This window comes from Shewanella submarina (assembly GCF_042646185.1).
In the GTDB taxonomy this organism is placed as follows: Bacteria; Pseudomonadota; Gammaproteobacteria; order Enterobacterales; family Shewanellaceae; genus Shewanella; species Shewanella corallii.
In genome coordinates, this window is the sequence record NZ_JBHRTD010000015.1 from 41,718 (window position 1) to 66,862 (window position 25,145).

Here is a 25,145-nt window from a genome sequence, read left to right on the forward strand (position 1 = left end):
ATTTAGCCACGAAGCGTGTTCTTCGTGGCTTATTGTCGGGATTACACCGGGTCCTGATGCACCAGCACTTCCGCCTCACCCAGGGCGTTGCGGATACGCTTTTCCGTGGCATCAGCTATCTCGTGCGCTTCGTGCAGGGTCAATTGCCCATCCAGCTCCAGATGCAATTGTACAAACATGGTCTTGCCCGACTGGCGGGTACGCAGGTCATGGAAACCTTTCACTCTGGCATCCTGAATCACCAAAGCTGCTATCTCCTCACGGGTTTCGGCATCCAGCTCTCTGTCCAGCAATGATTGGGCACTGTCATAGGCCAACTCAGCAGCCTGATAACCGATATAAACGGCGATAAGCAGGGCGAACAGACCATCGGCCCACAACCAGCCAAAACTGGCCAGCACCAGTGCCAGCAGTACACCGGCATTGAGGAAAAGATCGGATTTGTAGTGCAGGGAGTCAGCGGCAACTACGGTACTGCCGGTCGCCTCCAGCGCCTTCTTTTGCAACATCACCAACGCCAGCGTCAGTGCAATCGCGATAATGGAAACCACAATCCCCACACTGGCATGCTCCAGCGGCTGGGGCTCTCCCAAACGCTCAATACCATGGATAAGCAGGAGTACGGCTGAACCCAGGATAAACACTGACTGCGCCAGAGAAGCGAGAGGCTCAGCCTTACCATGACCATATCTATGGTCTTTGTCAGCAGGGACAATAGCATAGCGAATGGCAATCAGGTTAACGATTGAGGCCAGCGCATCGGCAAAGGAATCGGTCAGAGAAGCCAGCATACTGGCCGAGTCTGAGTACAACCAGGCAAACAGCTTGATGGCGATCAGGGTCAGGGCTGTCGCCACAGAGGCGCGGCTGGCCAGCCTGACCCAATAATCGTATTGGGAAGTTTCAGTCATAACGTCAATAATGCACTGAGTCGGGAAGAGTTATTGACGCTATTTTAACTCAGAATCAATTGCCTTTGGCTCGACTGGCACACTTTTCCATACGTTTCTGCAGTTTTTGCTGCTGCTCAGATGTCAGCAAGTTGTAGATCTTGTTCTGGGTCTCCAGACGCATCAACATGCCTTGCTGGTGTTTTTCCTGCTTCTGGGCAATCAGCTCTTCGGCCTGGGCCTTGTCAAACTCAGCAGAGGTGATCAGGGTTTTCATCTGCTGGCGGAAAGCCTTACCTTCTTCAGAGTTGCGCTTGGCTCTGACTTCCTCTTTTTGAGCCTTTACCATAGCCTTGATCTGATCTTTCTGTTCAGAGGTCAGATCCAGTCCACGGAACATACCATGTCCCATCAGGTCGCAGCGCTTCATCTTATGACCGCCTTTTTGATGATGACCTTCACCACCATGATGACCGGCCATTGCCGGAGCAGACATTAAAGCAACGCCAGTGACTGTCGCCAGTACGATAGATTTCAGATTGAATGCTTTCATAAGTTCACCTCGGGTTTTTCAGGAGTTCGAAGCCAGTCTAAACACCCGAGAGTCAATGAGGGTTATAGGAAGGTAAATGAGTGTAAATCGATGTGACCTTTACCTTGACTTACAAAGTCTGACTTCCATTGACTGTAAAAATTGTATACTGCATCAAAGAGTAAGTGACGAGGAAACAAATGAACCGGATTCTGCTAATCGATGACGATTTTGGGCTGTCGGAACTTCTGGGACAATTGCTTGAGCTGGAAGGATTCAAACTCACCATAGCGCATGATGGCCAGGCTGGTCTGGACCTGGCGCTGAGCTGCGATTTTGATCTTATTCTACTGGATGTCATGCTGCCTAAACTCAACGGCTTTGAAGTACTCAAAGCGCTGCGTCTGCACAAGCAAACTCCCGTAATGATGCTCACCGCCAAGGGCGATGAGATCGACCGGGTAGTGGGACTTGAAATCGGGGCCGATGACTACCTGCCAAAACCCTTCAACGACAGAGAGTTGGTCGCACGGGTACGGGCCATTATCCGTCGCTCTGGCCTGAGCGTGCAGGAGTTGCAAAACCCTCACGGTCAGATGCTGGGTGACCTGCTGCTGGATCAGTCCCGTCAGGAAGCCTACTGCAACGACAAACTGCTGATGCTGACTGCCACCGAATTTGGCTTGCTCTACTCCCTGGCCAATAACGCCGGTGAGTTGATGACCAAAGAGGTACTCAGTGAAGAGGTACTGGGGAAAAAGTTAATGCCCTTTGACCGCTCTCTGGATATGCATCTGTCCAATCTGCGCAAAAAGTTACCTCCCCGTGACGATGGACGCCCCAGGGTGAAAACCATTCGTGGCAAAGGCTATATCTGGATCCCTTGAGTTAAGGTCAATGAAACTGTCTTTCACCCCCAACAAGATCTTTATCAAGCTGCTGCTGGGCTTCTGGCTGTGCAGCTCGATGATTATTGCCATAGTGGTGCTGCTGCCCATGTTGCAGCAAAACCATGACAGAGCCCCCCTGCCTGCCAAGCTGGAAAAATTGCTGGCGGGTGCGGCAGGTTGGTTGCAGCAGGAAGCGATTCGGCAACCCGGGGACTTTCTGCACCGCTGGAGTGGCAGGCGTCAGGGGGAAAGCCGTCCCATACGTTTTTATCTGATGAATGAGGATGGCCAGTTTATCAATGGTAAGCGCAGCTCACGTATGATGCGCCACTTCGTATTGATGGCCGAAGATGCCGGGCATCCCATCAGCCATCAGTTCAAAAAAGATCTGGTATTTGGCCCCTATCAATTTGAGATTCAGGGCAAGCAATACAGCCTTATCGGCAAGGTACCGGCACACCATCCTCGCCCCTGGTTCCTGTTTCTGGCCAATAATAAAATGGCCACTCTGATCCTGGCGATCGCGCTGTCCGGTATTATTTGTGCCCTGTTGGCATGGCATTTGGGCAAACCTTTAAGACAACTCAAATCCAGTGCTGAGTCTTTGGCTCAGGGGGATCTGGATTGCCGGGTCGATAAACGCACCGCCCGCCGTCAGGATGAGGTGGGGCAACTGGCTCAGGCCTTTAACGCCATGGCCGACGCCATCCAGACCACAATGAACAGTCAGCAAAGGCTAATCAGCGACGTCTCCCATGAACTGCGTACACCACTGACCCGATTGCAATTATCACTGGCCCTGGCCCGTAAAAAAGGGCTGGAGGGGACTGAAGTCGACAGAATTGGCTATGAGGCAGAACAGCTCGAACTGCTGATCAGTGAACTGCTTGAGCTGTCACGGGTAAAGACCAGCCAATCAGACAATATGAAGTACCTGGAGTTATCAGAAACCCTCAGTCAGGTGCTGGATGATGCCGAGTTTGAAGCCGAGCAGCAGCTTAAGTTGCTCTATATTGATATCCCTGAAAACCTGAGTCTGCAGCACGATCCCCGCAGCCTTTCCCGGGCAGTGGAGAACCTGCTGAGAAATGCGATTCGTTACGCCACGTCAAGAGTCAGCCTGACTGCCTTGCAGTCCGGAAATCAGCTTGAAATCGTGATTGAGGATGATGGTCCGGGGATCAAGGCTGAGGAATTGGAAGCGATATTCAGGCCTTTCTATCGACCCGACAGCGCCAGAGAGAGAGAAAGCGGAGGCTGGGGCCTGGGTCTGGCTATCACCCATGCCGCCATACAGGCTCACAAGGGCAGAGTCACTGCCGAAAATGTTTCACCACACGGGCTCAGAGTCAGGTTGCAACTGCCGATGACTTAGTCTGACAGCTGCAACAATGCACTTAACTCACTGTCTTCTGGAACTTTTCGGTCCGATTGCCCCAGCAGCTGGATAAGGGCGTAACAAAACTGTCGGTACACGGCCACATTGTTGTGCGCCAACCCGGCATCATCTGAATTGATCAGATTGCCGCGAATAAAGTCGGTCACCAGTTGGGTTCGGTCATAACCATCCAGTTCGCCAATGGCTCGGATCATCTCCCGGTTCCAGGCAACATAGTCCTGAAATTGCTGATTGAACATCTGCACAAATGGCGCAGACGCCTGTGCCAACAGCGCTTCATTTGGCATCACACGCACGATGGTAAACCATTGAAACTCAAGGTTAGCTTTTAGTTTTCTGCAGTGGTGGATCAGGAAGCAAAGTAAAGGGTCTGCAATTTCAGCCCGGTCGACTTCGCAGGCTTTAAGCCATTTGCCATAGGTATCGGCAGCCACAGCCACCACCAGATCTGCCTCTGATGGAAAATGATTATAGACAGTACCTCTGGATATCTGACTGGCAGCCACAAGGTGGGAGCGACATAAATCAAACACTTTATGTCCCTGTAGATATCGCTGAGCAACATCGATTAAATAACGTTCTCTTTGTTCCCAACTACTCATATGTGATCAAGCTCAAGTCGAATTAATTTTCGCTCAGGCTCTATCTCTTTCACTGTCCATGCATTTAGGCGATAATTATATCACGTCTAAATTCACTGTTAACTTATGGACAAGATCGCTCTTCTGAGATTTTTTAAAACTGTCACAGATTTAAAGAATATTGATAAGGCTGTAGAGTTATTATCAATATCGAAACATGATGTGGTCGACAGTTTAAAAAAACTGGAATCAAACCTGGGCCACAAGTTATTCGACAATTGTGAAAACAACGAACTGACTTTAACGGCGAAAGGCAATACCCTGCGCAACCTGGCAATCGCTTTGCTGGATTCAGCGCCGTTATCAGACACAGATCGCCGCACAACCATTCGTCTGGGCATGCCAACGGACTATGTCAGCCGTTACCTCGACTCGCTGCTGATGGAGTTTATCCGGGAGTTCACCCAGATAAACCTGAGTATAGATACAGACGTCAGTGGTAACCTGCTTAAGCGCCTGCATCAGGGTGCGTTTGATATGGTGATCGCGACTCACTGGCAAGAGCCTGCCGAGGCTTGCAAACTGTTTGACCGCCGCTTCCTCTGGGTTGCTTCGGCATCAGGCCGGGCACACTTGAACTCGTCGTTGCCCATTGCCCTGTATCCGGAAAACTGCCCTATTCGCGCTCAGGTATTTGCCAATCATAAGCTCGATAAGCCGCCGTTAAACATTGTACTGACAACACCGTCACCACAGGCTTTGTGTGAAGCCGTTGAGAATGATATCGCTGTCGCTCCAATCGCAGAGTTTCGTATCAGTGACAAAATGCAGGTGCTGCCAGCTGCAGAGTTCGGCTTGCCGGAACTGCCCCTGTTTAATGAGTCAATTTACCTGTCAGACAACAATGACTCGGAGCAGCTGCAGCAGTTGAAAAAGATCATCAAGGCCAGCACTGAAAATTTCGGTGGTAAGTAATTAAATAATAAGCCCTGCTAATGCAGGGCTTATTATTTGAAAGCAAGAAAAAGCCGCCATAAATGGCGGCCGTTGAGGCATTAATCAGCCTTTGAACTTTTCATATTTGAAGGTGTGACAGTCGAGACACAGAGGCTGATAGGTCTCAGGCTTCTGGTGTTCAGAGTGACACTCGATACAGGGTAACTCTTTACCATAGTGCAGGTTATTATGTGGATTCTGCCACTCTTCATCACCACCGCGCTTGGTGGCGTCAGCCAGGTCATCCACATCATGACACTGCAGACAGGATTGATCAGAAGGGAAAGATTTCAGGCCCTGATCGTGACAATCCTTACACTTGAATCCATCGTGCCAAGGTTTGATATCTTTGGCATATGCCCCTGTGCTGGCGCTGAGAACGATTGCCGCCAATGCGAAATATTTAACCAGTTTCATTTGCTTATCCTTTCATCACGTTACGGCCAGCGGTCATACCCATCACCATGCATTCAGGGATGGAACAGGAACCCAAACGGGACACACCATGGACACCTCCGGTCACTTCACCGGCAGCATACAAGCCCTTGATGTGCTCACCTGACATGCTGTCCAGCACCTCAGCATTCACGTTGACCTGTACGCCGCCCTGACAGTAGTGAGCTTTAGGCCACAGGCGCACAACCGTGTATGGCGCCTTGATGTACTTGTCTTTGGCCATATCCATGATCTTGCCGAACTGAGGATCTTTGCCCGCCTTCACATAACCGTTGTACTCGGTAATCTGCTCTTCCAGTGCCGTCAGCGGCACATTGAAACGCTCGGCAATCTGTTCCAGAGAGTCGAACTTCCAGCCCACGTTGTACTTGAGAACTTTCTTACAGTTAGGGTGCTGACTGGCGTGCTCATAGCTGGTGATCATGATTGGAGGCAGTGGATTGCCATCCTGGTCACGACATCCCAGTTCAGCGTCCGCGCGAGTCTTGCGGTCAGCAATCTCGTTCATAAAACGCTTGCCAGTGGCACAGTGAATGGCCACTGAGTGAGGGAAGTTATAGATGGAGTAGTTGGACACGTAACCGAAACCACCTTCATCAGGTGACGCCCATGGTCCGGATTGAATATGGGCCAGGTGCACGGGAACAGCACCCAGTTTGAACATGGCCAGCATGCCTTCACCGGTTGAACCTTCCACGTTGGTACAGCCCACTTCGTGGTTCAGGGTCGGGTCCTGAGCCATACGCAGCTTGATATTCTGAGCAAAGCCGCCGGTTGCCATAATGACGCCGCGATTAGCCTTAACATTGATCACCTTGCCGGAGTCTTCCCGACCGAAGTAATAGCCTTCACGGATCTTCACACCGACAACCTGGTTGTTGGCATTCAGGATAAAACCTTCAAACTTGGCACGGTTTTGAGTTACAGCGCCCTCTTTACGGGCCATTTTCAACAACGGCTGAGTGATACCCGCACCACAGCTCACACTGGTTTGATAGGTGCGGGCAACAGAGTGACCACCCAGTTGTTGCAGGTATGGATGATATTCGGCACCGGCTTCAATGGTCAGCTGCAGCGCTTCGGCAGCATTGGAAGCGACATGACGCAACAGAGCTTCATCAGCAATACCACGGCCAGCAGTCAATTGATCCTGAACCATGGTTTCAATGGAATCGTTAACTCCTTCTCTGGCCTGCATAGGAGTATTTGGTGCAGCGAACAGACCGCCGTTAATGGCAGAGTTACCGCCAAACATAGACAGTTTTTCAAAGATAACGACATCTTTGGCACCATTGCGCTTGGCTTCAATAGCCGCTGACAATCCAGCAAAACCAGAGCCGATAATCACCACATCGTAGCTTTTATCGAAAGCCACATCTTTGTCGCATACTGTGGCTGAAAACGCAGCGGGTGCAGTTCCCATGGTAATGGCGCCAATACCTGCCATTTTCAGAAAATTACGTCTTTCCATATCATACCTTCATCAATTGAAGCCTCTGGACAGCCATCATTCATACTGCATATTCAGCCTGATGAATTATTGCTGCCACCGATGCCATCTCAGGTTATTCACCTGAGCCCCATCCATTTATGCTGAAACAACTCAGCTTATATTTGTCGACACAGTTGAAGCAGGGGGTATGTCAGTCAGACTTTCAATATTCCCCGGGCAATGCACTATTTGATGACGAAGTGAATAGCGCCTGGCCACTGACAATATAGAGGTCGTTAATTATCAGGCTTCAATCTTGTGTCTGAAAAGATAGTAATCTTGGAATGGCTTCCAATCTGAGAATAAAGCGTAAATACAAGGTGATGAGATTTAATTATTCAAAAATATAAGAACAACATCATGAATCATTAAAACTTGTCTATCGGGCAGGAAAATGGAATGGATTCCAATTTGTCATAATTGGCAATAAAAAATAAAGAAGTGATTCATCAATTAGCGCGACATATATAAGCCCATGCTAACCATGAATATAAAAAAGCGGGCCATAGCCCGCTCTTTCAACATATTCCAGAATTACAGCTTAACCAGTACCCGCCCGGTTACCTGACCACGGATAATCTTGTTGGCGTACTCTTCCACCTGCTCAAGGCTGATGGCATTGCAGGCGTGGGCAAAGAAGCTTTCAGGCAGGATTTCAAGAATGCGCTCCCAGGCTGCCTGACGCTTGGCAAATGGGCAATAAACTGAATCGATACCCTGCAGGCGCACACCGCGCAGAATAAACGGCATCACAGTTGTTGGCAGAGCAAAGCCACCGGCCAGACCGCAAATCGCAGCAACAGAGTCATACTTCATTTGCGACAGCGCGGTTGCCAGGACCTTATTACCCACGGTATCGACCAAACCAGCCCACAGCTGTCTCTCCAATGGACGGGCATCACGATCCAGCTCACTGCGATCCAGCACACTTGAGGCTCCCAGCGCTTTAAGCAGCTCACTGTTCTCTTCCACACGACCAGAACTGGCAACCACTTCATATCCCAGCTTGGCCAATAGAGTCACGGCAACGCTGCCTACACCACCACTGGCACCGGTAACCAATACAGGGCCGGACTCTGGCTTAACGCCACCATCCACCAACGCCTGTACACACAGCATGGCCGTCAAACCTGCAGTACCAATCTGCATCGCTTTGGTTTCATCACAGTTGGCAGGCATAGGTACCAGCCAGTCAGCTTTGAAACGGGCCTTTTCAGCCATACCACCCCAGTGGCCTTCGCCTACGCCCCAACCGGTCAGAATCACTTTGTCGCCAGCCTGATATCTCTCGTCAGTAGACTCAATAACGGTGCCAGCGCAGTCAATACCAGGAACCATAGGGAATTGAGTCACTACCGGTGCCTTACCTGTTACCGCCAGACCATCTTTGTAGTTAATGGAAGAGCAGGCAACATCAACCAACACCTCACCTTGAGGCAGGTCGTCAATTGAAATCTCGGTCAGCTGGGCAATGGTTTTCTTGTCTTCTTGGTTGAGCAGGAGGGCTTTGACCATAATCTGAGTCTCTCGGGTTAGGTGCTGAGCGCACTGAAAGAAGTCTGATACTCGGCAATGGCTGCTTGAGTATTAGCGATAGCTACAATAAAACAAAGATACTACAGTCGGAATCAGTTCCAAGCTGTGACAGGCACATAATTTTACGGCCTGGAACCACCCGGCGCAGGGCTGGTGATATAATCTCCTCAACTTACAGCTGTTTAAACGTTCAGACTATGTTTCACATCGCATTATACGAACCAGAGATCGCCCCAAATACCGGCAACATTATGAGACTGTGCGCCAACAACGGTTGTCAGCTTCACCTGATTGAACCCATGGGCTTTGATCTTGAGGAGAAAAAACTGCGACGGGCCGGACTGGATTACCGGGATATGGCCAATGTCACCCGACACGCAAACTTCGAAGCCTTTCTGACCGCTATGATTGGCAAGCGCATTATGGCCTGTACCACCAAGGGCAGCAGACCCCATTCAGAACTGACTTATCAGGAAGGTGATGTCTTACTGTTTGGCCCTGAGTCCCGTGGGTTACCCATGAATATCATCAACAGTATTCCCGCTGATCAGAGATTGCGGATCCCTATGCTGCCTGACAGCCGCAGCCTGAATCTGTCCAATGCCGTGGCAATTATCAGCTATGAAGCGCTGCGCCAACTCAACTATCCGGGCGCGTTATAAGACGGGTTGTAACTCAATCCCCCGCAGGACCTGGTAATCGGCATAGTCATCATCCAGAAACTGTACCTGTTGCAACCAGCGCCACCCCGAATCCTGAGCATCAAAGACCAGTCTGACCATGGCTGGTCTTTCTGTTACCTGACCCTGCCCCAGCAAGGAAAAGCCCTTGCCCTGACGGTACAGACTGAACTCGCGAACGACAGGCTCTCCCACGCCATTATCCATAATCAGTCGGATATGTGAGCCAACATCACTGAACCACCAGGATTCACTCTTGTCCCCCGCGACAGTGACGGATAAAAACAGCTGCCTGTTATCCTCACTACATACCCCCTGCATTTGCACCTGTCCGGGCGCCTGGCCGGCATCAGCAGAAGAGCCCTGCCAGTGACCTGACAGGGCTTTACACATAGAAAACAGTGGGATTTTTTCTGCGGTGGCTGGCATAGCAACCACAACCAAAAGAAGAAGTGCCTTAGAAGAGTTCGATATCATCCTCTTGTTCCAGATGCTCATCCCGGTAAAGCGCCAGCGCTTCACTCAGGGGGGTTCCCTGGATAACAAGATCAAACATTTTCTTTTCACATTCAAGAGAGTAATTCATCTTTATCTCTTTCTGGATCGCCTTCCAGGACTGAGGCTTGATACGACGTACTTCGTCGCTCAGGATATCCTCAGCCAGTTCCAGACCAGTTACAACGTGCTCAAGGCGCTGAGACAAGCGATCGTAGAATTGGAAAGCAATCACCCCCTCGTTAATTTTTGACTCGAGCACATTACCATGCTGCATAATCTCCTCCGGTGTATCCGGAGAATCCCTCAGGTGTTTATTTACCTCACGCAGATGCCCTGCCATCTCAGTAAAGAGAAGCCCCAGGCCTGTGACATTGTGGTCTCCATCCGTTAATGTCAGCTCTATCTGCGCCATCGACAGCAGCAACAACTTCACTGTCTCGTGTATATGGATCCAATCCACTGTATGAGGGTCAGCACCTTCGATGTGCCCTGCAGTATCCAGGTTACCCTGTCCCAAATCCAAATCTGCCATTATCCGTTCCCTGTCTGCACTTAAATCCTGACTTCAATCAGAGTTCCATCAGGATCATCGGAATTCGATACACATTAAGTGTAGAACACTTGCGACAATGTCACGGGTAAGTGGAAAAAAACCTTGTAAAAAGTCGGAATAGGCAAAAATAAAGGGAGCCTGCGGCTCCCTTTATAATACCAATTTCATTTAATAGTTGATCTGTTTCAGCGGGAGTTCAATGCGCTTGAGACAAGGCGAGTCGGCGAAGTCATAGTGGTTCTATGTCAAGGCGACTCAACACAGTATCAAGTGCATTGAAACCCGCACTGTGTGAGCGTGTCAGGCATCCTGCTCCTGTGTTGCATTGCTCTTAAAGGGCGCCACCCTTAGTCAATCAATGCGCCTTGAATCAGAATCCCTGACACGCTCTGAATTGATCAGACTATTAATGAAGTTGGTATAACTGCCGTATCAGCTATCGGGCAAAGCCCGGCGCAGTCATCTCAACCTGCCGGACGTCACCATGTCTGGCCGCAACGGGAGCGATCTCCGCCGCATTGCCAATCAGGACAAACTGCAGATTCTCTCTGGGGAAGTGCTTCTCAATCAGTCGTTTGGCATCATCCAGAGTTAAGCCATTCACGCTGGCTTCAAAGTCATTGATAAAGCTTTCATCAAACCCATACAGATACATGTCTGCCATCAAGCCCGCCAGTTGACCACTGGTTTCATACCTGGGCGGAAACTGACCTTTTACATAGGCTTTGGCAGAATCCAGCGTGGCCTGATCTATACCTTGCTGCCAGAGTCTGTCGTATGTCTTCAATGCCAAATCTATGGTTTCTGCGGTCGTGCCAGTCTGAGTGAAAGTGCTGATAAAGAACAGCCCATCATCACGGTATGGCGTAAACCGGGACCCCGCACCATAGGTCAGGCCTGAATTGACCCTTAGCTCATCATTGAGCCAGGAGGTAAAACGTCCTCCCAGAATAGTATTGATAACCTGCAGACCGACAAAGTCAGGGTCATCACGGCTAATCCCTTTTCCACCAATCACAAATGTGGTTTCTATGGCATCCGGCTTGTCCACCAGCAGCACTTTGGCTTTGGTCGGTGCAGGCGCAGGATTCAGTTCCACCTGGGTTGCCATGGAAGTGGTATCCCAATCACCAAACAGCTGTTGCAGATAGGCTTTCATGGACGCCAGTTCAAAGTCCCCGGCAACCGTAATGGCGGTATTGGCCGGCTGATAAAAGTTCTGATGAAAAGCTTTCACCTGCTTATTGGAGATACCGGCCAGTGATTGACTGTCGCCAGACGTCGGGTTGCCATAGGGGTGCTCGCCAAAAAGCTGGGCAGCAAAATAGTTGCCAATTACAGCTCTGGGGCTCTCCTTTGCTCGGGTCAGCGAAGCCACTTCCCGCTGCAACAGTTTATCGAACTCGACAGAGTCAAAACTGGGCTCGAGCAATACGGCTTTGATCAGTGGCAACATCACCCTGGCGTCCCGGGCCATAAAGTCTGCACTGATGTAACTCCCCTCTTTGCCTGCATTGGCATTCAGGCTGGCGCCCAGGCTATCCACCAACAGCTCGGTATCCGCCTTTGACTTGAGACTGTTACCCAACAGCAGACTTTTAGCGGTCAGCGATGCCAAACCTGAGCTTGTGTCCTGAACACTGCCTGCACGTACCACGGCATTGACGGTAATCAAAGGGACTTCATGCTGTGGCATCAACATCAGTGTCAGGCCATTTTTCAACTGCAGCTGCTCATAGGCAGGCATCTGGAAGCCGGATTGGGATGGCTCTGGCTGAGTCTTTGCTGACTGAGTCGCGCTGCAGGCGGTTAAGGACAGCGCCAGGGCAACCGATGCCGACATTACGGCTTGTTTCATCATCCTCATTGATCTTGCTCCTCCTCAGCAGCCAGAACACCAACTGTACGGTTGGCACGGGTAAAGTAGCTTTGTGCCACTCGCTGAATATCCTCCGGTGTCACTTTGGCATAGGCATCCGGTGCGTTAAACAGCTTGTCATAACTACCAAAATACAGCTCATAGGTACCTATGGTATTGGCTTTGCCGTTAATGGTTTCCATGGTGCGGTAAAAGTCCATCAACCTCAGGTTCTTCACCTTATCCAGTTCGTCCTGGGTCACACCATCCTTTGCTACTGCTGCAACCTGAGCCAGCATCGCCTGTTCCAGCTTATCGGCACTCACTCCGGGCGCAGCAACACCGAGAAAATAAAACAGGTTGGGGTCAAACGTCTTGGGCATATAGGTATCTGCGCCAAGTGCCAACTGTTCGTTCACCAGTCCCTGATACAGACGTGAGCTTTTACCCTCGCCCAAAATGGCAGCCAATAGATCCAGCGCATAGTAATCAGGATCTGAAGTCGCTGGCACATGGTAAGCCAGCATCACATTTGGGGTACTGACAGACGCCTTTTTAACAAACACCCGACGCTCGCCCTTCTGCTCGGGCTCGACAGTCTTCACTTCTCTGGGGGGCTGCTGAGCAGGAATTGGGGCAAAATACTCGGTCGCCAGCTGTTTCACTTCATCCAGCTTCACATCACCGGCAATCACCACCACAGCGTTGTTGGGCGCGTAATAAGTCTTGTGATACTGCTGCAGATCTTCCAGCGTCCAGGCGGCGATATCGGACTCATGACCGATAACAGACCAGGAGTAAGGGTGAGCACGGAAAGCGGCACCTTTCACCTCTTCCTGTATCACTCGCCAGTTGGAATTTTCCAATCCGGTCAGGCGCTCCGAGGCCACTACACCACGTTCGCTTTCCACCATCTCTGCATTGATATCCAGATCGGCAATTCTGTCTGCCTCGAGATCAAAAATGGTTTCCAGGGCTCCCGCCGGGAACCAATTGGTATAAACAGTGATATTTTCCGTGGTGTAAGCGTTGTTGGCACCACCAGCGGCTTCCATGGTGCGGTCAAACATCTTGGGACCATACTTTTCGGACCCATTGAACATCATATGTTCGAAGAAATGAGAAATGCCGGTAATGCCGGGGACTTCGTTTCTGGAACCCACTTTCCAGAACAGGTACATATTGGCATTGGGAATAGAATCATCCTCCAACACCATAATTTTCATGCCATTATCCAGGGTAAAGCTGGCAATATCCTCAGCTGTGGTCGCCCTGGATTCCCCCATGCCGATGGCCGCAGCCAGAGACAGGCCAATCCATAAAGGTTTCATCGTCAGTCCTTGTGTATTTGCCATAAGGCATCAATTCCAATGCACCATAAAAAGCCAAGGCGCATTGTTAATCAAGGAGAAAATTTAACCGCTTACCGATTTTTTTGTAATCAATGGTGACAGTGAAGGTAGAGCGGACAGGGCCCCCCTAAGTGGCACCATCAGACAGCAAAGCCTGAGTATCAGGGTTTGTGCAGCAATACCACGTCAGCAGCAACCAGGTCACAGTGCCAACCCTGTCGCCTGGCGAGCCAATGGAATGTTTCGTCGGAATAGAAACAGATATGGGTAAGATCGTTTTTGTAATGCCAGCGACTGAAGGCATCGGCATCCAGTACCCGCTTGGTCATGACTGCCAGCGTGCCACCCGGCTTAAGCAAGGTATCCAGCTTGTCGATTATGGCTGCCGCATCAGCAATATGCTCTATCACCTCTGTCATGGTGATAAAGTCATACCTGCGTTCAAGCACTTGAGTATCCGGATGATAATAGAGATCGTAATTGGCCATCAGTGCGCCATCACCGGCGGCCAACTGGCTTAGCACCGCGCCCTCACCACAGCCAAAATCCAGCCCCTGTAGAGCGGACAGATCCGGACCATGACCTTGCTGCAAACTGCTTTTCAGTGGATCCCAGGTGCGCCGTAAGAATGTCTTGTAACCCTCATCAGCCACTGAATTGTCATGCTTGTCGTATTCAGCTTTTTCCGCTTCCGCGCTCAAATGCTGGCTCGGGGGCACACTCACCAAAGCGCACACATTACAGCGGAAATAGTGACGGCGCTTATCCTGACAAAAATGAGAGAGCTGTTTACTGTGGCACAGCGGACAGTAATAGGAGATAGAAGACACTGGGTTCACTGATTATTGATCTGACTTGTCCTCTATTTTACGGTCTTTCGCCGCGGCATCGCGAGCCTGTTGCAGATATTTCTGCTCCCGGGAAGCTCTGGCATCAGCCGCCTGTTGAGCCTTTTCTTTTTGAGCCTGTTCCCAGTCACCTGACTGCTGGCGCTTCAGTACTTTCTGTTCTCTGTCGCGGGTGTCAGCGGCCGCCTTACGCGCCTTTTCCAACTGCTGCGCTTCCCACTCAAGGGGACGCGCAGTCTCAGGTGACATTTTCAATTTTGGCTTACGGTCAGCGGCCCACCCTGGACTCACTGTCATCAGGCTCAAAATAACTATCATCAATCCCTTGCGCATCTCTTTCCCTCCCATGGATACCATCAAAAATCCGGCAGCTGCCGCCACTGCACCTTTGCTGCCAGAATGACACAAAGTCTTTCGCCGACAAAGGCCCGGAGAACAGATATCCCTGCTGGAAGCGTACGCCTTTCGCCAGCAGTGCATCGGATTGCTCCTGAGTCTCCACCCCTTCGGCGATAATCTCCAAATCCAGCGCCTGCCCCATCTGCAGGTACGCATCCAACACCTGACTACGGTTGCCGGGCAGCAGCAGAGTATCGACAAATAACTTATCTATTTTCATGACGTCGATATGCAGCTCCTGCAAATAGGAAGCGCCCCCATAACCTGTACCGGCATCATCCAGCTCAATGCAAATGCCGAGCTTACGTAACCTGTCGATGGATGCCTGCGCCCGTTTAAGCTGAGTTAAAGGCAGTCGTTCAGTAATCTCAAGCGCTATCTGGCTGCAGGGATAACCCTCTTTTGCCCAGCGCTCCATATCGTCTGCCAGCACATCCGTTTCCAGGTGCCTCGGCACCAGGTTCACGCTGCAGCGAAAGTTTCTAGCCTGTGACAGAATAGACGTTAAATCGCGCGGGATCTGCTGCAGCATGCTGCGGGTCACCTGGGTAATCAATTCGCTTTGTTCCAGCTCATTAATAAAGCGACCGGGCTGCTCAACAGTCCCATCATCCTTTACCCAACGGATCAGGGCTTCCGCCCCGACAATTTCCATGGTGGAAACATCAACAACCGGCTGATAAAACGCCACCAACTCCTGCTTGCGTACCGCCTGATAGAGGCGATATCCCATACTCAGACGCGCTTTGCCCACCAGGCGAATTAAGTAACCACAAAGCCAGAACAGCAATACATAGATAGGCAAAAACAGCAGTGCCAACTCCAGCGCCCTGTCATAGACCCGCTTCCCGGCAATCGCCGAGGTCAGGTGCACCGGATACCTGTCGCTCTCAGTCTTGACGTTTTCAATCGCCCGGCCTTTGTAATCTCCTATGGTCAGCACCGAGTCACCGTTATTCAGCTTCACTTCAACCCGGCGGCAATTGCGCTTGTCATCCTCAAAGAAGGTGAACTTCTCCGGCTTGATCATCCGTACTGAGCTGATCTTTTCATCACCCAGATATCCGACAAACAGGTTATATCGCTCTTCCCCTTCTCTCTGGTATTTTGCCATAGCAAGCAATACCCGCTCTTCGTTGTTTGCCAGCAGGGGCTTGATTTTAAGTCCAGCTTCGACATTGAACTCAACTGAGCCAAACATTGAGCAGTAATGCCAGGCTTCACCTTCGAGCCTGCGAACCAGAAACAAACCGCTGTTGAGATGATCATAGAAAAAATCTCTCAGCAAAATCTGTCCGTCCATATCACACTTCTGATACGGCAAATGGTCGAGCTCTTTCACGCTGCTGACAGCCTCATCCAGCCTGTGCTCTATGTACTGCATCGCAGATTTGGCATCTGCCCTTACTTCTTTAAGGATTTGGTAATAAGCGAATCCAAACAGAGACAGCAAAGACAGGGAAAATGCCAGAATCATGGCAAAGGTGGATTTAATACGGGCGACAGACAAGTGAAGTACCAGAGTAAAACAGAAACAACTGCGGGAGCGCCTTTATACAGCTGATAAACAAAAATCTCAAAGGTGCTGATTAAAAGCGCGATCAAGATAGGCGAACAACCAAAAACACAGAACAATAAGTACGTCTTCAATCTAAAAAACAGAGGTTTTAGCGACTCTTACCCAAAGCATGGTTCAGGAAGCAGTTAAAACCAGGGATAGATATCTTAACCTCTGAAAAAATAACAAAAAATTAGGAAGCAACATTGAGTCTGGCAGTAAAAGCGTTTACCTTTTACCCAGTTCTCAAGGAAGCTATCCAGAAATGCATCATCTTTGATGCAATAACATATTGATGGAAAAGTAATTAATGTCTCAATGGTCCCAACAACTGCACTCCCTTTGCGCCGAAAGTCTGGCCATTGAGCAACAGCTGGCGAGCATTCGCGCCGTTCCTGAGAAACAACCTTTTGCGCTGCTCGATGGCGACAGTTTTATCGGTGCCAATCAGGCTTGTCTGGATTTCTTCCAGCTAAGCTGGCATCAGCTGAGTCGTCACTCACTGTCCACTCTTTCCCCCGGACGTCAGCACTCAGGAGTGTCCAGTAAAGACGCCGCCCGGGATGCCATCTATCGGGCCATGGACGGTGATAAAGTGCATATGGAATGGCTGCTCCAGGATGGCGACAATGAAAAGCCCACCCGACTGACCTTATGGCCCTGCATTCTCAAGCAGCATCCTGTGATCCTGCTGGTTATCACCCCGATAGAGCGCAGGCGTCAACAAAGGGATCCCATTGAGCATGGTTTCAAACAGCTGCCGCCGGATGTCCTGTCCAGCGTGCTGGAGCACAGTGAGGAGGCCATTTATATCACAGGCGAAGACAACCGCATTCTGGCAGCCAATATGGCGATGTCCCGTACCTGTGGTTACAGCTGCGAGCAACTGATTGGCCAACAGCCAGGCTTCCTCAATGCCGACAGCTATACCTCAGATTCTGAACAGGAGTTTCAACAAGCCCTGGCTGCCAGGGGAAGTTGGCAGGGAGAGTTACAGAAAAAACGTGCCGATGGCTCGATTTACCCGGTTCAACTGTCAACCAGCCGGATAGACTCTCTGGATGGTCGTATTTACCTGATCACCCGCTTCAGCGATATCAGCGCCCGTAAACAGCAGCAACAAAGGCTGACTGAGCAGGCAATGTCCGATGCCCTGACCGGCCTGCCCAACCGCTATCAACTGACCAAGCTGCTGAACCAGGCGCTGGAAAGACACAGGCAGGACCCTTCCAAGTTTGGCGCCTTGATGTTTATGGATCTAAATGGTTTTAAGAACATTAATGACAGTTTCGGCCATGGCGTTGGCGATCGGGTACTGCAGCTTGTTGCTGCCCGTCTGGAGGCTCACTGTATTGGGGAGGCTGAGATAGCACGCCTTGGGGGCGATGAATTTACCCTGCTTTTGGAAGACTGCCGTGATCAGCAGCAGGTGGAAACGGTTGCCCGGGAAGTACTGGGGCTGTTTGATGTCCCCTTTGAGTTGGAAGGACAGAAATTCTTTCTCGGCACCAGTATAGGCATCGCCCTGTTTCCAGAGCACAGCGACCAGGCCGCGCAGCTGATCTCACTGGCCGATACCGCCATGTACAGTGCCAAGAAGCACAGATCCCATATTCAGTTTTACAGCGCTGATATGCAGCAGGAAGCGGAGCGTAAGATTAAGTTTATCAACAACCTGCGCCATGCCATGGGCCTGCGCCAGTTCTCCCTGGCTTATCAGGGAATTGTGGATCTGGACACGGGCCATGTTATCGCGGCAGAAGCCCTGTTGCGCTGGCAAAAAGATGAACACACTTTACTGGATGCCCGGGATTTTCTGCCTCAATTGGAAGAGACAGGCATGATAGTCAAGGTGGGACAATGGGTACTGGAGCAAGCTTGCCGACAGGCCGCCAAATGGCGAGAGACATCAGGCAAGCCGCTGAATATCTCAGTCAATATATCGCCACTGCAATTGGAACACCCTGATTTTGTGGACATGGTCAGTCATGCTTTGGCCAAGGCGAGTCTGCCCGCTGAATCACTGATTCTGGAGATCACCGAATCCACTCTGTTGCGACAGCCTTTGCAGGCCAAAGGCGTACTGGTTCAACTGAGGGAGATGGGCGTTCATATCGCCATTGACGACTTTGGCACTGGATTATCATCACTGAGTAGATTGGGCAGCTTGCCTATCGATAGCCTGAAAATCGATGCAGAGTTTGCCCAACAACTGGGTGATCCCCAGGGGCAGAAACTGTTTGCTGCCGTGGTACAACTCGCCCGGGCGTTGGACATCATCTATATCGCCGAAGGGGTCGAAAGCCATGAGCAACAAAGCCTGCTGCAGACAATGGGAGGAGGCTACGGACAGGGTTATCTGTTTGGCGAACCCATGGATGCCGGAGCATTCAGCAACCGCTTCCTTCACTCCTGATATTTTCAATCATGGTAACGTTGCCTGACCGCTTCAGGCATAGCAGCCAACTGACGCTCCACCATGGCATCAAAGGCCCGGAATAAAGGCTGAACTTCCAGCCCGGGCTCAAGTTCCGCCAGGGCATAGGCCGTCGCCTCCAAGGTCGATAAACTGTCAGGCCGTTTTGCCTTGCGAATACGGTAACGTCCCTGATAATTCTCACCCAGATGCACAGCCTGCAGCTCAGCTAACCAGGGGTTAAGCTTGTAGATCTTCAGCGCTTTACGCCAGGTACCATCAATCACCACCAGATTCACAGGGTTAACAGAACTAGCCTTACTGTCAGCCACAGCGGCGAGCTCAATGCTGGCATCGGCCGGGTACAGCACCAGAGTATTCTCCCTGTCCTGCAATAATCGATCTCTGACTGCACTGAAGTCCTGCTCTCTCTCCCCCACGACCAACTCGCAATCAGTCAAAACCCGGCTCAACAACCTGACACTGTTCTTGGCATGGGCTACTTCGCTGGGATGCTGCAAAACCACCACCCGGGTGTCACTCTGTATCGGCGATATGGCGTGGCACAGGCAGGCATTCAGTGGGTAATCACAGTGGGGACAATGGGGGCGTTTTAACATAGACAGAAGCATTACTCCAATAGCATAAAACAAGGCCATACATACCAAACAATAGCCTTTATTCCTATTCAGTTTTCCCTGGCGCAGGGCTAGCATGCGAGGTGTCTTCAGCGTGCTAATTTAGCTGAAACTCAGAAATCAATGGATTTAATCAGTGAAAGGACTCGATATGAAACAATCTTATCCGTTTATTGTCGGCTTTGCTCTCCTGACAGCAACTTCCCCCCTCCATGCACAGGATTTCCAACATCAGGCCAGCTTGGGTTACTCATATGTTGATTATAACGATGGCAGTGATGACTCCGGCAATATCAACTACAGCTACTTCTTCGATAAAGTCAGAACTGACTCACCCTATGCCCTCAATGCTTTTCTGGCGCAATCCTCTCGTGTCGATGCGTCCTTTGCAACTTCCGGCAGTGAATATAATTTCGCAGCCATTGGTGGCACTTGGGTCAGCGACACTAAATTGTTTGTCAGAGGCAACTACGGCGGAGATATAGATCATTTCTCAGACAATGGAACGCTCGCCCTTGCGATTGGTTACTACCTGAATGCCAACACCGAAATTGCACTAACGTATACACATGCAGAATTTAACCAAAACTACGATTCAGAAACTGACGCATGGGGTATTGAAGCGAGAAGCTGGTTTGAACTGCCAACTACCCTGGGAATCGACGCAGGAATAAAATACCAAAATGCAGATTCAAAAAGCCGCTTTGGCAGTGTTGAATATTCGACTGAAACCAACTCAGCATCGGCCTTCGCCGACTGGTACCTGACTAAATCTCTGTCTCTGGGACTCAACGCCACATACATAGACCCTGAACATGCAGGTTCAGATACCTTTTACGCAGCATCCCTTGATTATTGGCTGCCTTTAGGCAATACCTTCTCACTACAAACAGGCGCCTATACTGAATTAAATTCAGATGTAGATGCCTGGGGAATCAACGTGGCAGTGACCGCCAGGTTCTAAACCGCTGCTGAATAAACAAAAAGGCCTGCAAATGCAGGCCTTTCTTTTACTTGTGGGTTTTACTGGGCAACCGGCTCTCTGTGCCAACGGGCAAATCGCTCAAGTCGCATTACGGTCAGCAACAAGGCACTCAGCAGAGTCATCATACCGCCCACAGCGACCGGGGCAGGCAAACCGGTTTGCTGCAGCAGCGCAGTCAGCAAAGCAGCACCACTCATCTGGAAAAAGCCCAACATGGCCGCGGCAGTACCTGCTCGGTCGCCAAAAGGAGCCAGCGCCATGGACGTCGCCGGTCCCAGCAGCAAGGCAAAACCGATACACAACAGAATCATAGGCAACATATAAGCCATGGCGCCCGCCATTCCTGCCACTACGCCCAGTCGGTACAGTACCAACTCAGCCAATCCCGCCACCAGGATCAGGGCCAGCGCCAGAATCACTGTGGGTCGGTTGCCTAATCTGCGGATCACGATTGGCGCACCGAAACAGGCGGCGATATTAAATGCAGCATTAAGGGCAAACAGACCACTGAATGTCAGCTCATCAATACCCAATTCACCAATCAACCACATAGGTGAATAGGACACATAGCTGAGAATGGCCCCCATGCCTGCCATGCAAGTAATGGCATAAAACATAAAGTGACTGTTACTGAGTACCGGCTTATAGCGTCCCCAGCGATACAAAGGGGAGCTGGTGTCTGTGGACGCCGGGCGGGTTTCAGCAAACTTGAATGACACAATAAACAGCATCAGCAAACCGTATCCGGCCATAAACAGGAAGTTGGACCGCCAGCCAAACTGCAGCGCCAGCAAGCCACCCAGAGTAGGAGCCAGCGCAGGGATCACGCAAATCGCACCGTTCAGGTAGCTGTAAATACGGGCACTTTCGTTGGTGTTGTAGCAATCCCGTACCGCGCTGAAAACCACAATGGATGCACTGCAGGCGGCCAATCCCTGTAGTACCCGGGCCAGCTGCAGCAAAGAGAACTCGAGGGCAAACACAGCCAACAGACTGGATAAGATGTAGAAACACAAACCACCCAGCACCACAGGGCGACGGCCAAACTTATCCGCAATAGGCCCAATCACTATCTGGCCTATACCCATGGCCGCAAGAAACAGCACCAGAGTGGACTGCACATCACTGTCAGACACATTAAACTCCGCCGCCATTGCCGGCATGGAAGGCAGATAAATATCAATTGCCAGAGGGCTGAGCAGCACAATTGACATTAAAAGTGGTAACAATCCGGGTCTCATCGGGTTCTCGTAACGATTAGTTTATTGGAATAGGGGTATTTTAGTTGCGACAAGGTATGAACAGAAATGATATATATTCCTAAATAAAAATTCCTCAGAGGAATATCTGTGAAACTGGACAACCTTGCCAGAGTCGATCTCAACCTGTTGGTGGTACTTCAGGTTCTGTTGGAAGAGCAAAGCGTCACCCGGGCTGCCCGGCGTTTACACCTGACCCAATCCGCTCTGAGCAAAAATCTCACCCGCTTGCGTGAGATGCTTGGCGACCCCCTGTTTCAACGTACGGCCCGTGGACTTAAGCCTACGGCCCACGCGTTACAGATTGCCGAACGCCTGCCCGGTACGCTGGAAAAGCTATACGAACTGACTCAGCCCCCCGGATTTGTACCTGCCTCCAGCGAGCGCCAGTTCTCACTGGCCATGGTAGAAAGCACCTATGAGACATTGGTTCCTCAGTTTATTGGCCCTCTACTGAAGGCCGCGCCCAATATCCGCCTTAACAGCTATGTGTGGACCGAAAACTCCATGCAGGATCTGGTATTGGGACAACTGGACTTTGCCATTGCCGGACGGGATTTGCACCCACACTCCCGCTTTAAAGTGGAGAACCTGGCGGAAGGGATAGAGCACGAAACCCTGTTTACCGACAAACAGGTGTGTTTGGTCAGAGAGGGGCACCCGGCACTACAGGCACAGGCGGCCGGATACTGGGATCTGGATTATTATCTGAGCCAGTCCCATGTGCAGGTAAGGTGTGAAGGTAATGAGTGGTGGGCACTGGATTATCACCTGGCCAAGTCCAACCAGAGACGCCACCTGAGTGCTACTGTGCCGGATTTCTATGGCGCTGTGAGTATTTGTGCCCACAGCGATCTGGTATTTACCCTGCCCTCCAGCTTTGCCCGCCATGCCTGCAAGCTATACCCGCTGGTGCTGTTGCCCCTGCCCATAGACTTTATTCCATTAGCCTATGTGCTGCTGTGGCATAGCCGTAATAACAGTGACCCAGGCCATCAATGGCTGAAACAAACCATCCTGGCCAAGGTGGACCAGGTGGTGAACAGCGATTTGGTCAGTTCAGATTTGCCTGAATCAGACTGATAACTCTATCCACCAGCCAGTCCAGATTGGCATCGCGGATACCCTTTTGTCTCACCAGAAACAGGGTTGAACAGGGGAACTTATCCAGCAATCTGCGGGTTTCCCGGTGAGCCAACTGGCAGGAGTGCAGCGTAGGTATTTCTGAAAACTTGTCGTAAAGCGAACTGTAAGAGGTCAGTGCCAGCGCATCACTGTTAAGCAAATAATCAATCAGGGAAGCGACATTACGTATGGTTATCTCAGTATGCAGAGGGATCCCTTCCCCCAGACAGAACCGCTGGAATGCGCTGGCTCTCTCTTCAGGCTTACCAAACTCAGTGTAAACAAAGGGATATTCGGCAATGCGTTCAAAGCTGATATCTGAGTCCAGAATGCTGTGCCCTTCCCGGGACAACACATACAGGTTTTCCATCGACTTGATGGGAATCACGTCCAGCTTGTCGCTGTAGGCCTGCAACTGCTCCAGGGAATAGTGGCAGGATACCGCAAAGCTAAGGTTGCCGTTCAGTACCTCATTGATGGAGTTACCGTTCCAAAGCTCCAGGGAGATGCCTATGGGGTGTTCTTTGTCATGCACCAGATTGATCAGCGAACGCATCATGGTGCAGCTGATCGCGTCGGGAATGGCGATAGGGTAATCCTGCCTGGACTTGATGATATTGGGATCCAGTCGATTGAAAGCCTTGGCAGTATCAATAATATTACGGGCGATTGGGTAAAGCTGATCGGCAAACTCATTGGGATGCATACCATACCTTTGCCGAACAAACAGCTCATTACCAAAGGTATCTCTAAGCTGTTTTAAGCAACGACTAATTTTAGGCGCTGGAATTCTTAACGCTTTAGATGTCATGGTTGCCGACTTATTTTCATAAAGTAAAACTAAGATACTCAAACTGAGTAAATCAATTTTCTCAATATCAATTTCTTTACCGAGCATTTTTCTATTCCTTGAACCTCTCTCCCCTTTTCTGAATTTTAATCAACAATCCAACCAAAGCAACAGATATCGAAAAATATTGAGCACCACAACAACTTACTAATAAAGCCTTTATCACTATACACTTAGCGCAAGTATTCTCAGTTCTGCAATTCTGGTTTTAGACTTATATATTCCACAAATAACTCCATAGTATTCCGTAAATCTTGAGCCGCACATTGTCATAAATAACAATATATTGGGGATCATGATTTTGAGATAAAGAATACTGACAATATTTAATTTCTGATATTTATATTTACGAGTGACTCGTACCAGGATGGAGGAAATTATTATGAGCACATCAGTAATAGCCAGCTATGCATTTATGTATTTCGTACTTTTTTTGATTGTGCCATTTGTCACTATATCATTTGTATTAACCTGCATTAAGTTCTTTAAAAAGGACATGAGTATCAGTGATGGCCAAATCAATATTATAAATAAGCCTCAGTTCTGTAATAAGCAGGTACTGAACTACATCCACGACCTGAACGGTGTATCCAGCGGCAAATATGACGTGTTGTACGGCCTGAAGATGGACGATCTGGTGGAAGTACAGGATAACGATGACCTAAAGTCAGTGCTGCATAACTGTACCATTGATTATGTAGTCATCGACCATGACTCATCTGAAATTAAACTTGTGATTACCGATGAGCAGGATCTGGAAAGAAGCTCATTCCTGCAGAATGTATTTACCAAGTTCAATATTAATCACATTCAGATACGCAAGGACTCTCCCTGTGATTTAACTGCAATCCGCACAGCTTTAGCTGCCTGACCGACTCCGCAGAGGGACCAAAGATGTCTAGATTACCTTTGTTAGTCGCCTTGGTCAGCCTGCTTTCCTGGCTGCCGGTTCAGGCAAAAGAGTCCAGCTCTGCGGCAATGTCAGAGATCCACAAAAGCCCCTGCATGAAGTGCCACAAACGCAACGGCACCATGCAGGGAATACATGGGAACTCAGACCTCACTGTCAGTTGCGTAGATTGTCATGGTGAAAAGCAGGGACACCCAAGAAAAGCGTCAGATCTTGTGGTGTTCAATGCTGCCACCCCCGCCGAAACTCAGGTTAAGCCCTGTATTGAGTGCCACGACTCACAAGCTCTTGGAACCCTGGAGTGGACCCACAATGTGCACTCCAACAAGGTTAGTTGCAGTCAGTGTCACCAATTGCACCCGGCGGACGACCCCATGATGAGCGTAACCCAGGCAGACAGAGCCGCGATGTGTCAGCAGTGTCACCAAAGCAAACAGGATTGAG

25 protein-coding genes are annotated in these 25,145 nt (G+C 50.3%); 9 read left to right on the forward strand and 16 right to left on the reverse strand.

Annotation, left to right across the window (positions count from 1 at the left end):
• Positions 1–41: 41 nt before the first annotated feature.
• Positions 42–911: a cation efflux pump FieF gene (fieF, locus tag ACFOE0_RS11975; RefSeq protein WP_248936987.1), complete on the reverse strand. Its 870-nt coding sequence runs from the start codon at positions 909–911 to the stop codon at positions 42–44.
• Positions 912–966: 55 nt separating this feature from the next.
• Entirely contained in the window at positions 967–1,443 is a 477-nt protein-coding gene (locus tag ACFOE0_RS11980) for a Spy/CpxP family protein refolding chaperone (RefSeq protein ID WP_248936986.1), read from the reverse strand.
• A gap of 179 nt (positions 1,444–1,622) precedes the next feature.
• Between ACFOE0_RS11980 and ACFOE0_RS11985 the strand changes: the two genes are divergently transcribed.
• Entirely contained in the window at positions 1,623–2,309 is a 687-nt protein-coding gene (locus ACFOE0_RS11985) for a response regulator (RefSeq protein WP_115136379.1), read from the forward strand.
• 10 nt (positions 2,310–2,319) lie between these two features.
• Positions 2,320–3,687, forward strand: a complete 1,368-nt coding sequence (locus ACFOE0_RS11990) for an ATP-binding protein (RefSeq protein WP_248936985.1) — start codon at positions 2,320–2,322, stop codon at positions 3,685–3,687.
• Here the strand turns inward: ACFOE0_RS11990 and ACFOE0_RS11995 are convergent.
• Complete coding sequence (locus ACFOE0_RS11995; protein WP_248936984.1) at positions 3,684–4,313, reverse strand: TetR/AcrR family transcriptional regulator; 630 nt, start codon at positions 4,311–4,313, stop codon at positions 3,684–3,686. The two genes, ACFOE0_RS11990 and ACFOE0_RS11995, sit on opposite strands and share 4 nt — an antisense overlap.
• A gap of 105 nt (positions 4,314–4,418) precedes the next feature.
• On the opposite strand from ACFOE0_RS11995, the gene ACFOE0_RS12000 reads away from it, so the two are divergent.
• Positions 4,419–5,267 carry a LysR family transcriptional regulator gene (locus ACFOE0_RS12000; protein WP_248936983.1) on the forward strand — a complete coding sequence of 283 codons (849 nt, stop codon included), beginning with the start codon at positions 4,419–4,421 and terminating at the stop codon, positions 5,265–5,267.
• An 84-nt stretch (positions 5,268–5,351) separates the two neighbouring features.
• Here ACFOE0_RS12000 and ACFOE0_RS12005 read toward each other — a convergent pair whose 3' ends face one another.
• From ACFOE0_RS12005 to ACFOE0_RS12015, 3 genes are all read right to left on the reverse strand, one after another.
• Complete coding sequence (locus tag ACFOE0_RS12005; protein WP_115136383.1) at positions 5,352–5,705, reverse strand: cytochrome c3 family protein; 354 nt, start codon at positions 5,703–5,705, stop codon at positions 5,352–5,354.
• Between the two features lie 4 nt (positions 5,706–5,709).
• On the reverse strand, positions 5,710–7,215 hold the full coding sequence (locus ACFOE0_RS12010) for a flavocytochrome c (protein WP_248936982.1): 1,506 nt from the start codon (positions 7,213–7,215) through the stop codon (positions 5,710–5,712).
• Between the two features lie 555 nt (positions 7,216–7,770).
• A complete protein-coding gene (locus ACFOE0_RS12015; protein ID WP_248936981.1) occupies positions 7,771–8,751 on the reverse strand; it encodes an MDR family oxidoreductase in 981 nt (326 codons plus the stop codon).
• Positions 8,752–8,969: 218 nt separating this feature from the next.
• Between ACFOE0_RS12015 and trmL the strand changes: the two genes are divergently transcribed.
• The gene (gene trmL, locus ACFOE0_RS12020; RefSeq protein ID WP_248936980.1) at positions 8,970–9,434 is read left to right on the forward strand and encodes a tRNA (uridine(34)/cytosine(34)/5-carboxymethylaminomethyluridine(34)-2'-O)-methyltransferase TrmL; all 465 of its coding nucleotides are present in this window, start codon (positions 8,970–8,972) and stop codon (positions 9,432–9,434) included.
• Here the strand turns inward: trmL and ACFOE0_RS12025 are convergent.
• The 7 genes from ACFOE0_RS12025 to ACFOE0_RS12055 all read right to left on the reverse strand — a co-directional run bounded on the left by ACFOE0_RS12025 (position 9,429) and on the right by ACFOE0_RS12055 (position 16,470).
• Complete coding sequence (locus ACFOE0_RS12025; RefSeq protein ID WP_248936979.1) at positions 9,429–9,881, reverse strand: hypothetical protein; 453 nt, start codon at positions 9,879–9,881, stop codon at positions 9,429–9,431. The two genes, trmL and ACFOE0_RS12025, sit on opposite strands and share 6 nt — an antisense overlap.
• Positions 9,882–9,909: 28 nt before the next feature.
• Entirely contained in the window at positions 9,910–10,482 is a 573-nt protein-coding gene (locus ACFOE0_RS12030) for a hypothetical protein (RefSeq protein ID WP_248936978.1), read from the reverse strand.
• 457 nt (positions 10,483–10,939) lie between these two features.
• The gene (locus ACFOE0_RS12035) at positions 10,940–12,364 is read right to left on the reverse strand and encodes a M16 family metallopeptidase (protein WP_380712048.1); all 1,425 of its coding nucleotides are present in this window, start codon (positions 12,362–12,364) and stop codon (positions 10,940–10,942) included.
• Between the two features lie 2 nt (positions 12,365–12,366).
• Entirely contained in the window at positions 12,367–13,692 is a 1,326-nt protein-coding gene (locus ACFOE0_RS12040; RefSeq protein ID WP_248936976.1) for a M16 family metallopeptidase, read from the reverse strand.
• A 182-nt stretch (positions 13,693–13,874) separates the two neighbouring features.
• Positions 13,875–14,534 (reverse strand): class I SAM-dependent methyltransferase, encoded by a 660-nt coding sequence (locus ACFOE0_RS12045; protein ID WP_248937039.1) that lies wholly within the window; start codon positions 14,532–14,534, stop codon positions 13,875–13,877.
• Between the two features lie 21 nt (positions 14,535–14,555).
• Positions 14,556–14,879 (reverse strand): hypothetical protein, encoded by a 324-nt coding sequence (locus ACFOE0_RS12050; protein ID WP_380712050.1) that lies wholly within the window; start codon positions 14,877–14,879, stop codon positions 14,556–14,558.
• Complete coding sequence (locus ACFOE0_RS12055; RefSeq protein ID WP_248936974.1) at positions 14,830–16,470, reverse strand: EAL domain-containing protein; 1,641 nt, start codon at positions 16,468–16,470, stop codon at positions 14,830–14,832. The genes ACFOE0_RS12050 and ACFOE0_RS12055 overlap by 50 nt, the downstream gene beginning before the upstream one ends.
• Positions 16,471–16,828: 358 nt before the next feature.
• Between ACFOE0_RS12055 and ACFOE0_RS12060 the strand changes: the two genes are divergently transcribed.
• A complete protein-coding gene (locus ACFOE0_RS12060; RefSeq protein ID WP_248936973.1) occupies positions 16,829–18,934 on the forward strand; it encodes a putative bifunctional diguanylate cyclase/phosphodiesterase in 2,106 nt (701 codons plus the stop codon).
• A gap of 5 nt (positions 18,935–18,939) precedes the next feature.
• Here the strand turns inward: ACFOE0_RS12060 and ACFOE0_RS12065 are convergent, their stop codons facing one another.
• The gene (locus ACFOE0_RS12065; RefSeq protein ID WP_248936972.1) at positions 18,940–19,554 is read right to left on the reverse strand and encodes a tRNA-uridine aminocarboxypropyltransferase; all 615 of its coding nucleotides are present in this window, start codon (positions 19,552–19,554) and stop codon (positions 18,940–18,942) included.
• 169 nt (positions 19,555–19,723) lie between these two features.
• Between ACFOE0_RS12065 and ACFOE0_RS12070 the strand changes: the two genes are divergently transcribed.
• Positions 19,724–20,536 (forward strand): putative porin, encoded by an 813-nt coding sequence (locus tag ACFOE0_RS12070; RefSeq protein ID WP_248936971.1) that lies wholly within the window; start codon positions 19,724–19,726, stop codon positions 20,534–20,536.
• A gap of 59 nt (positions 20,537–20,595) precedes the next feature.
• Here ACFOE0_RS12070 and ACFOE0_RS12075 read toward each other — a convergent pair whose 3' ends face one another.
• Positions 20,596–21,798, reverse strand: coding sequence for a multidrug effflux MFS transporter (locus ACFOE0_RS12075; protein ID WP_248936970.1), 1,203 nt, complete (start codon positions 21,796–21,798; stop codon positions 20,596–20,598).
• Between the two features lie 108 nt (positions 21,799–21,906).
• Between ACFOE0_RS12075 and ACFOE0_RS12080 the strand changes: the two genes are divergently transcribed.
• Complete coding sequence (locus ACFOE0_RS12080; RefSeq protein WP_115136394.1) at positions 21,907–22,899, forward strand: LysR substrate-binding domain-containing protein; 993 nt, start codon at positions 21,907–21,909, stop codon at positions 22,897–22,899.
• Here ACFOE0_RS12080 and ACFOE0_RS12085 read toward each other — a convergent pair.
• A complete protein-coding gene (locus ACFOE0_RS12085; protein WP_248936969.1) occupies positions 22,871–23,839 on the reverse strand; it encodes a LysR family transcriptional regulator in 969 nt (322 codons plus the stop codon). The genes ACFOE0_RS12080 and ACFOE0_RS12085 overlap by 29 nt on opposite strands.
• Before the next feature lie 334 nt (positions 23,840–24,173).
• Between ACFOE0_RS12085 and ACFOE0_RS12090 the strand changes: the two genes are divergently transcribed.
• Both ACFOE0_RS12090 and ACFOE0_RS12095 read left to right on the forward strand, forming a co-directional pair.
• On the forward strand, positions 24,174–24,662 hold the full coding sequence (locus tag ACFOE0_RS12090) for a DUF2726 domain-containing protein (RefSeq protein ID WP_248936968.1): 489 nt from the start codon (positions 24,174–24,176) through the stop codon (positions 24,660–24,662).
• 23 nt (positions 24,663–24,685) lie between these two features.
• Positions 24,686–25,144, forward strand: a complete 459-nt coding sequence (locus tag ACFOE0_RS12095) for a cytochrome c3 family protein (RefSeq protein WP_248936967.1) — start codon at positions 24,686–24,688, stop codon at positions 25,142–25,144.
• Position 25,145 lies beyond the last annotated feature (1 nt).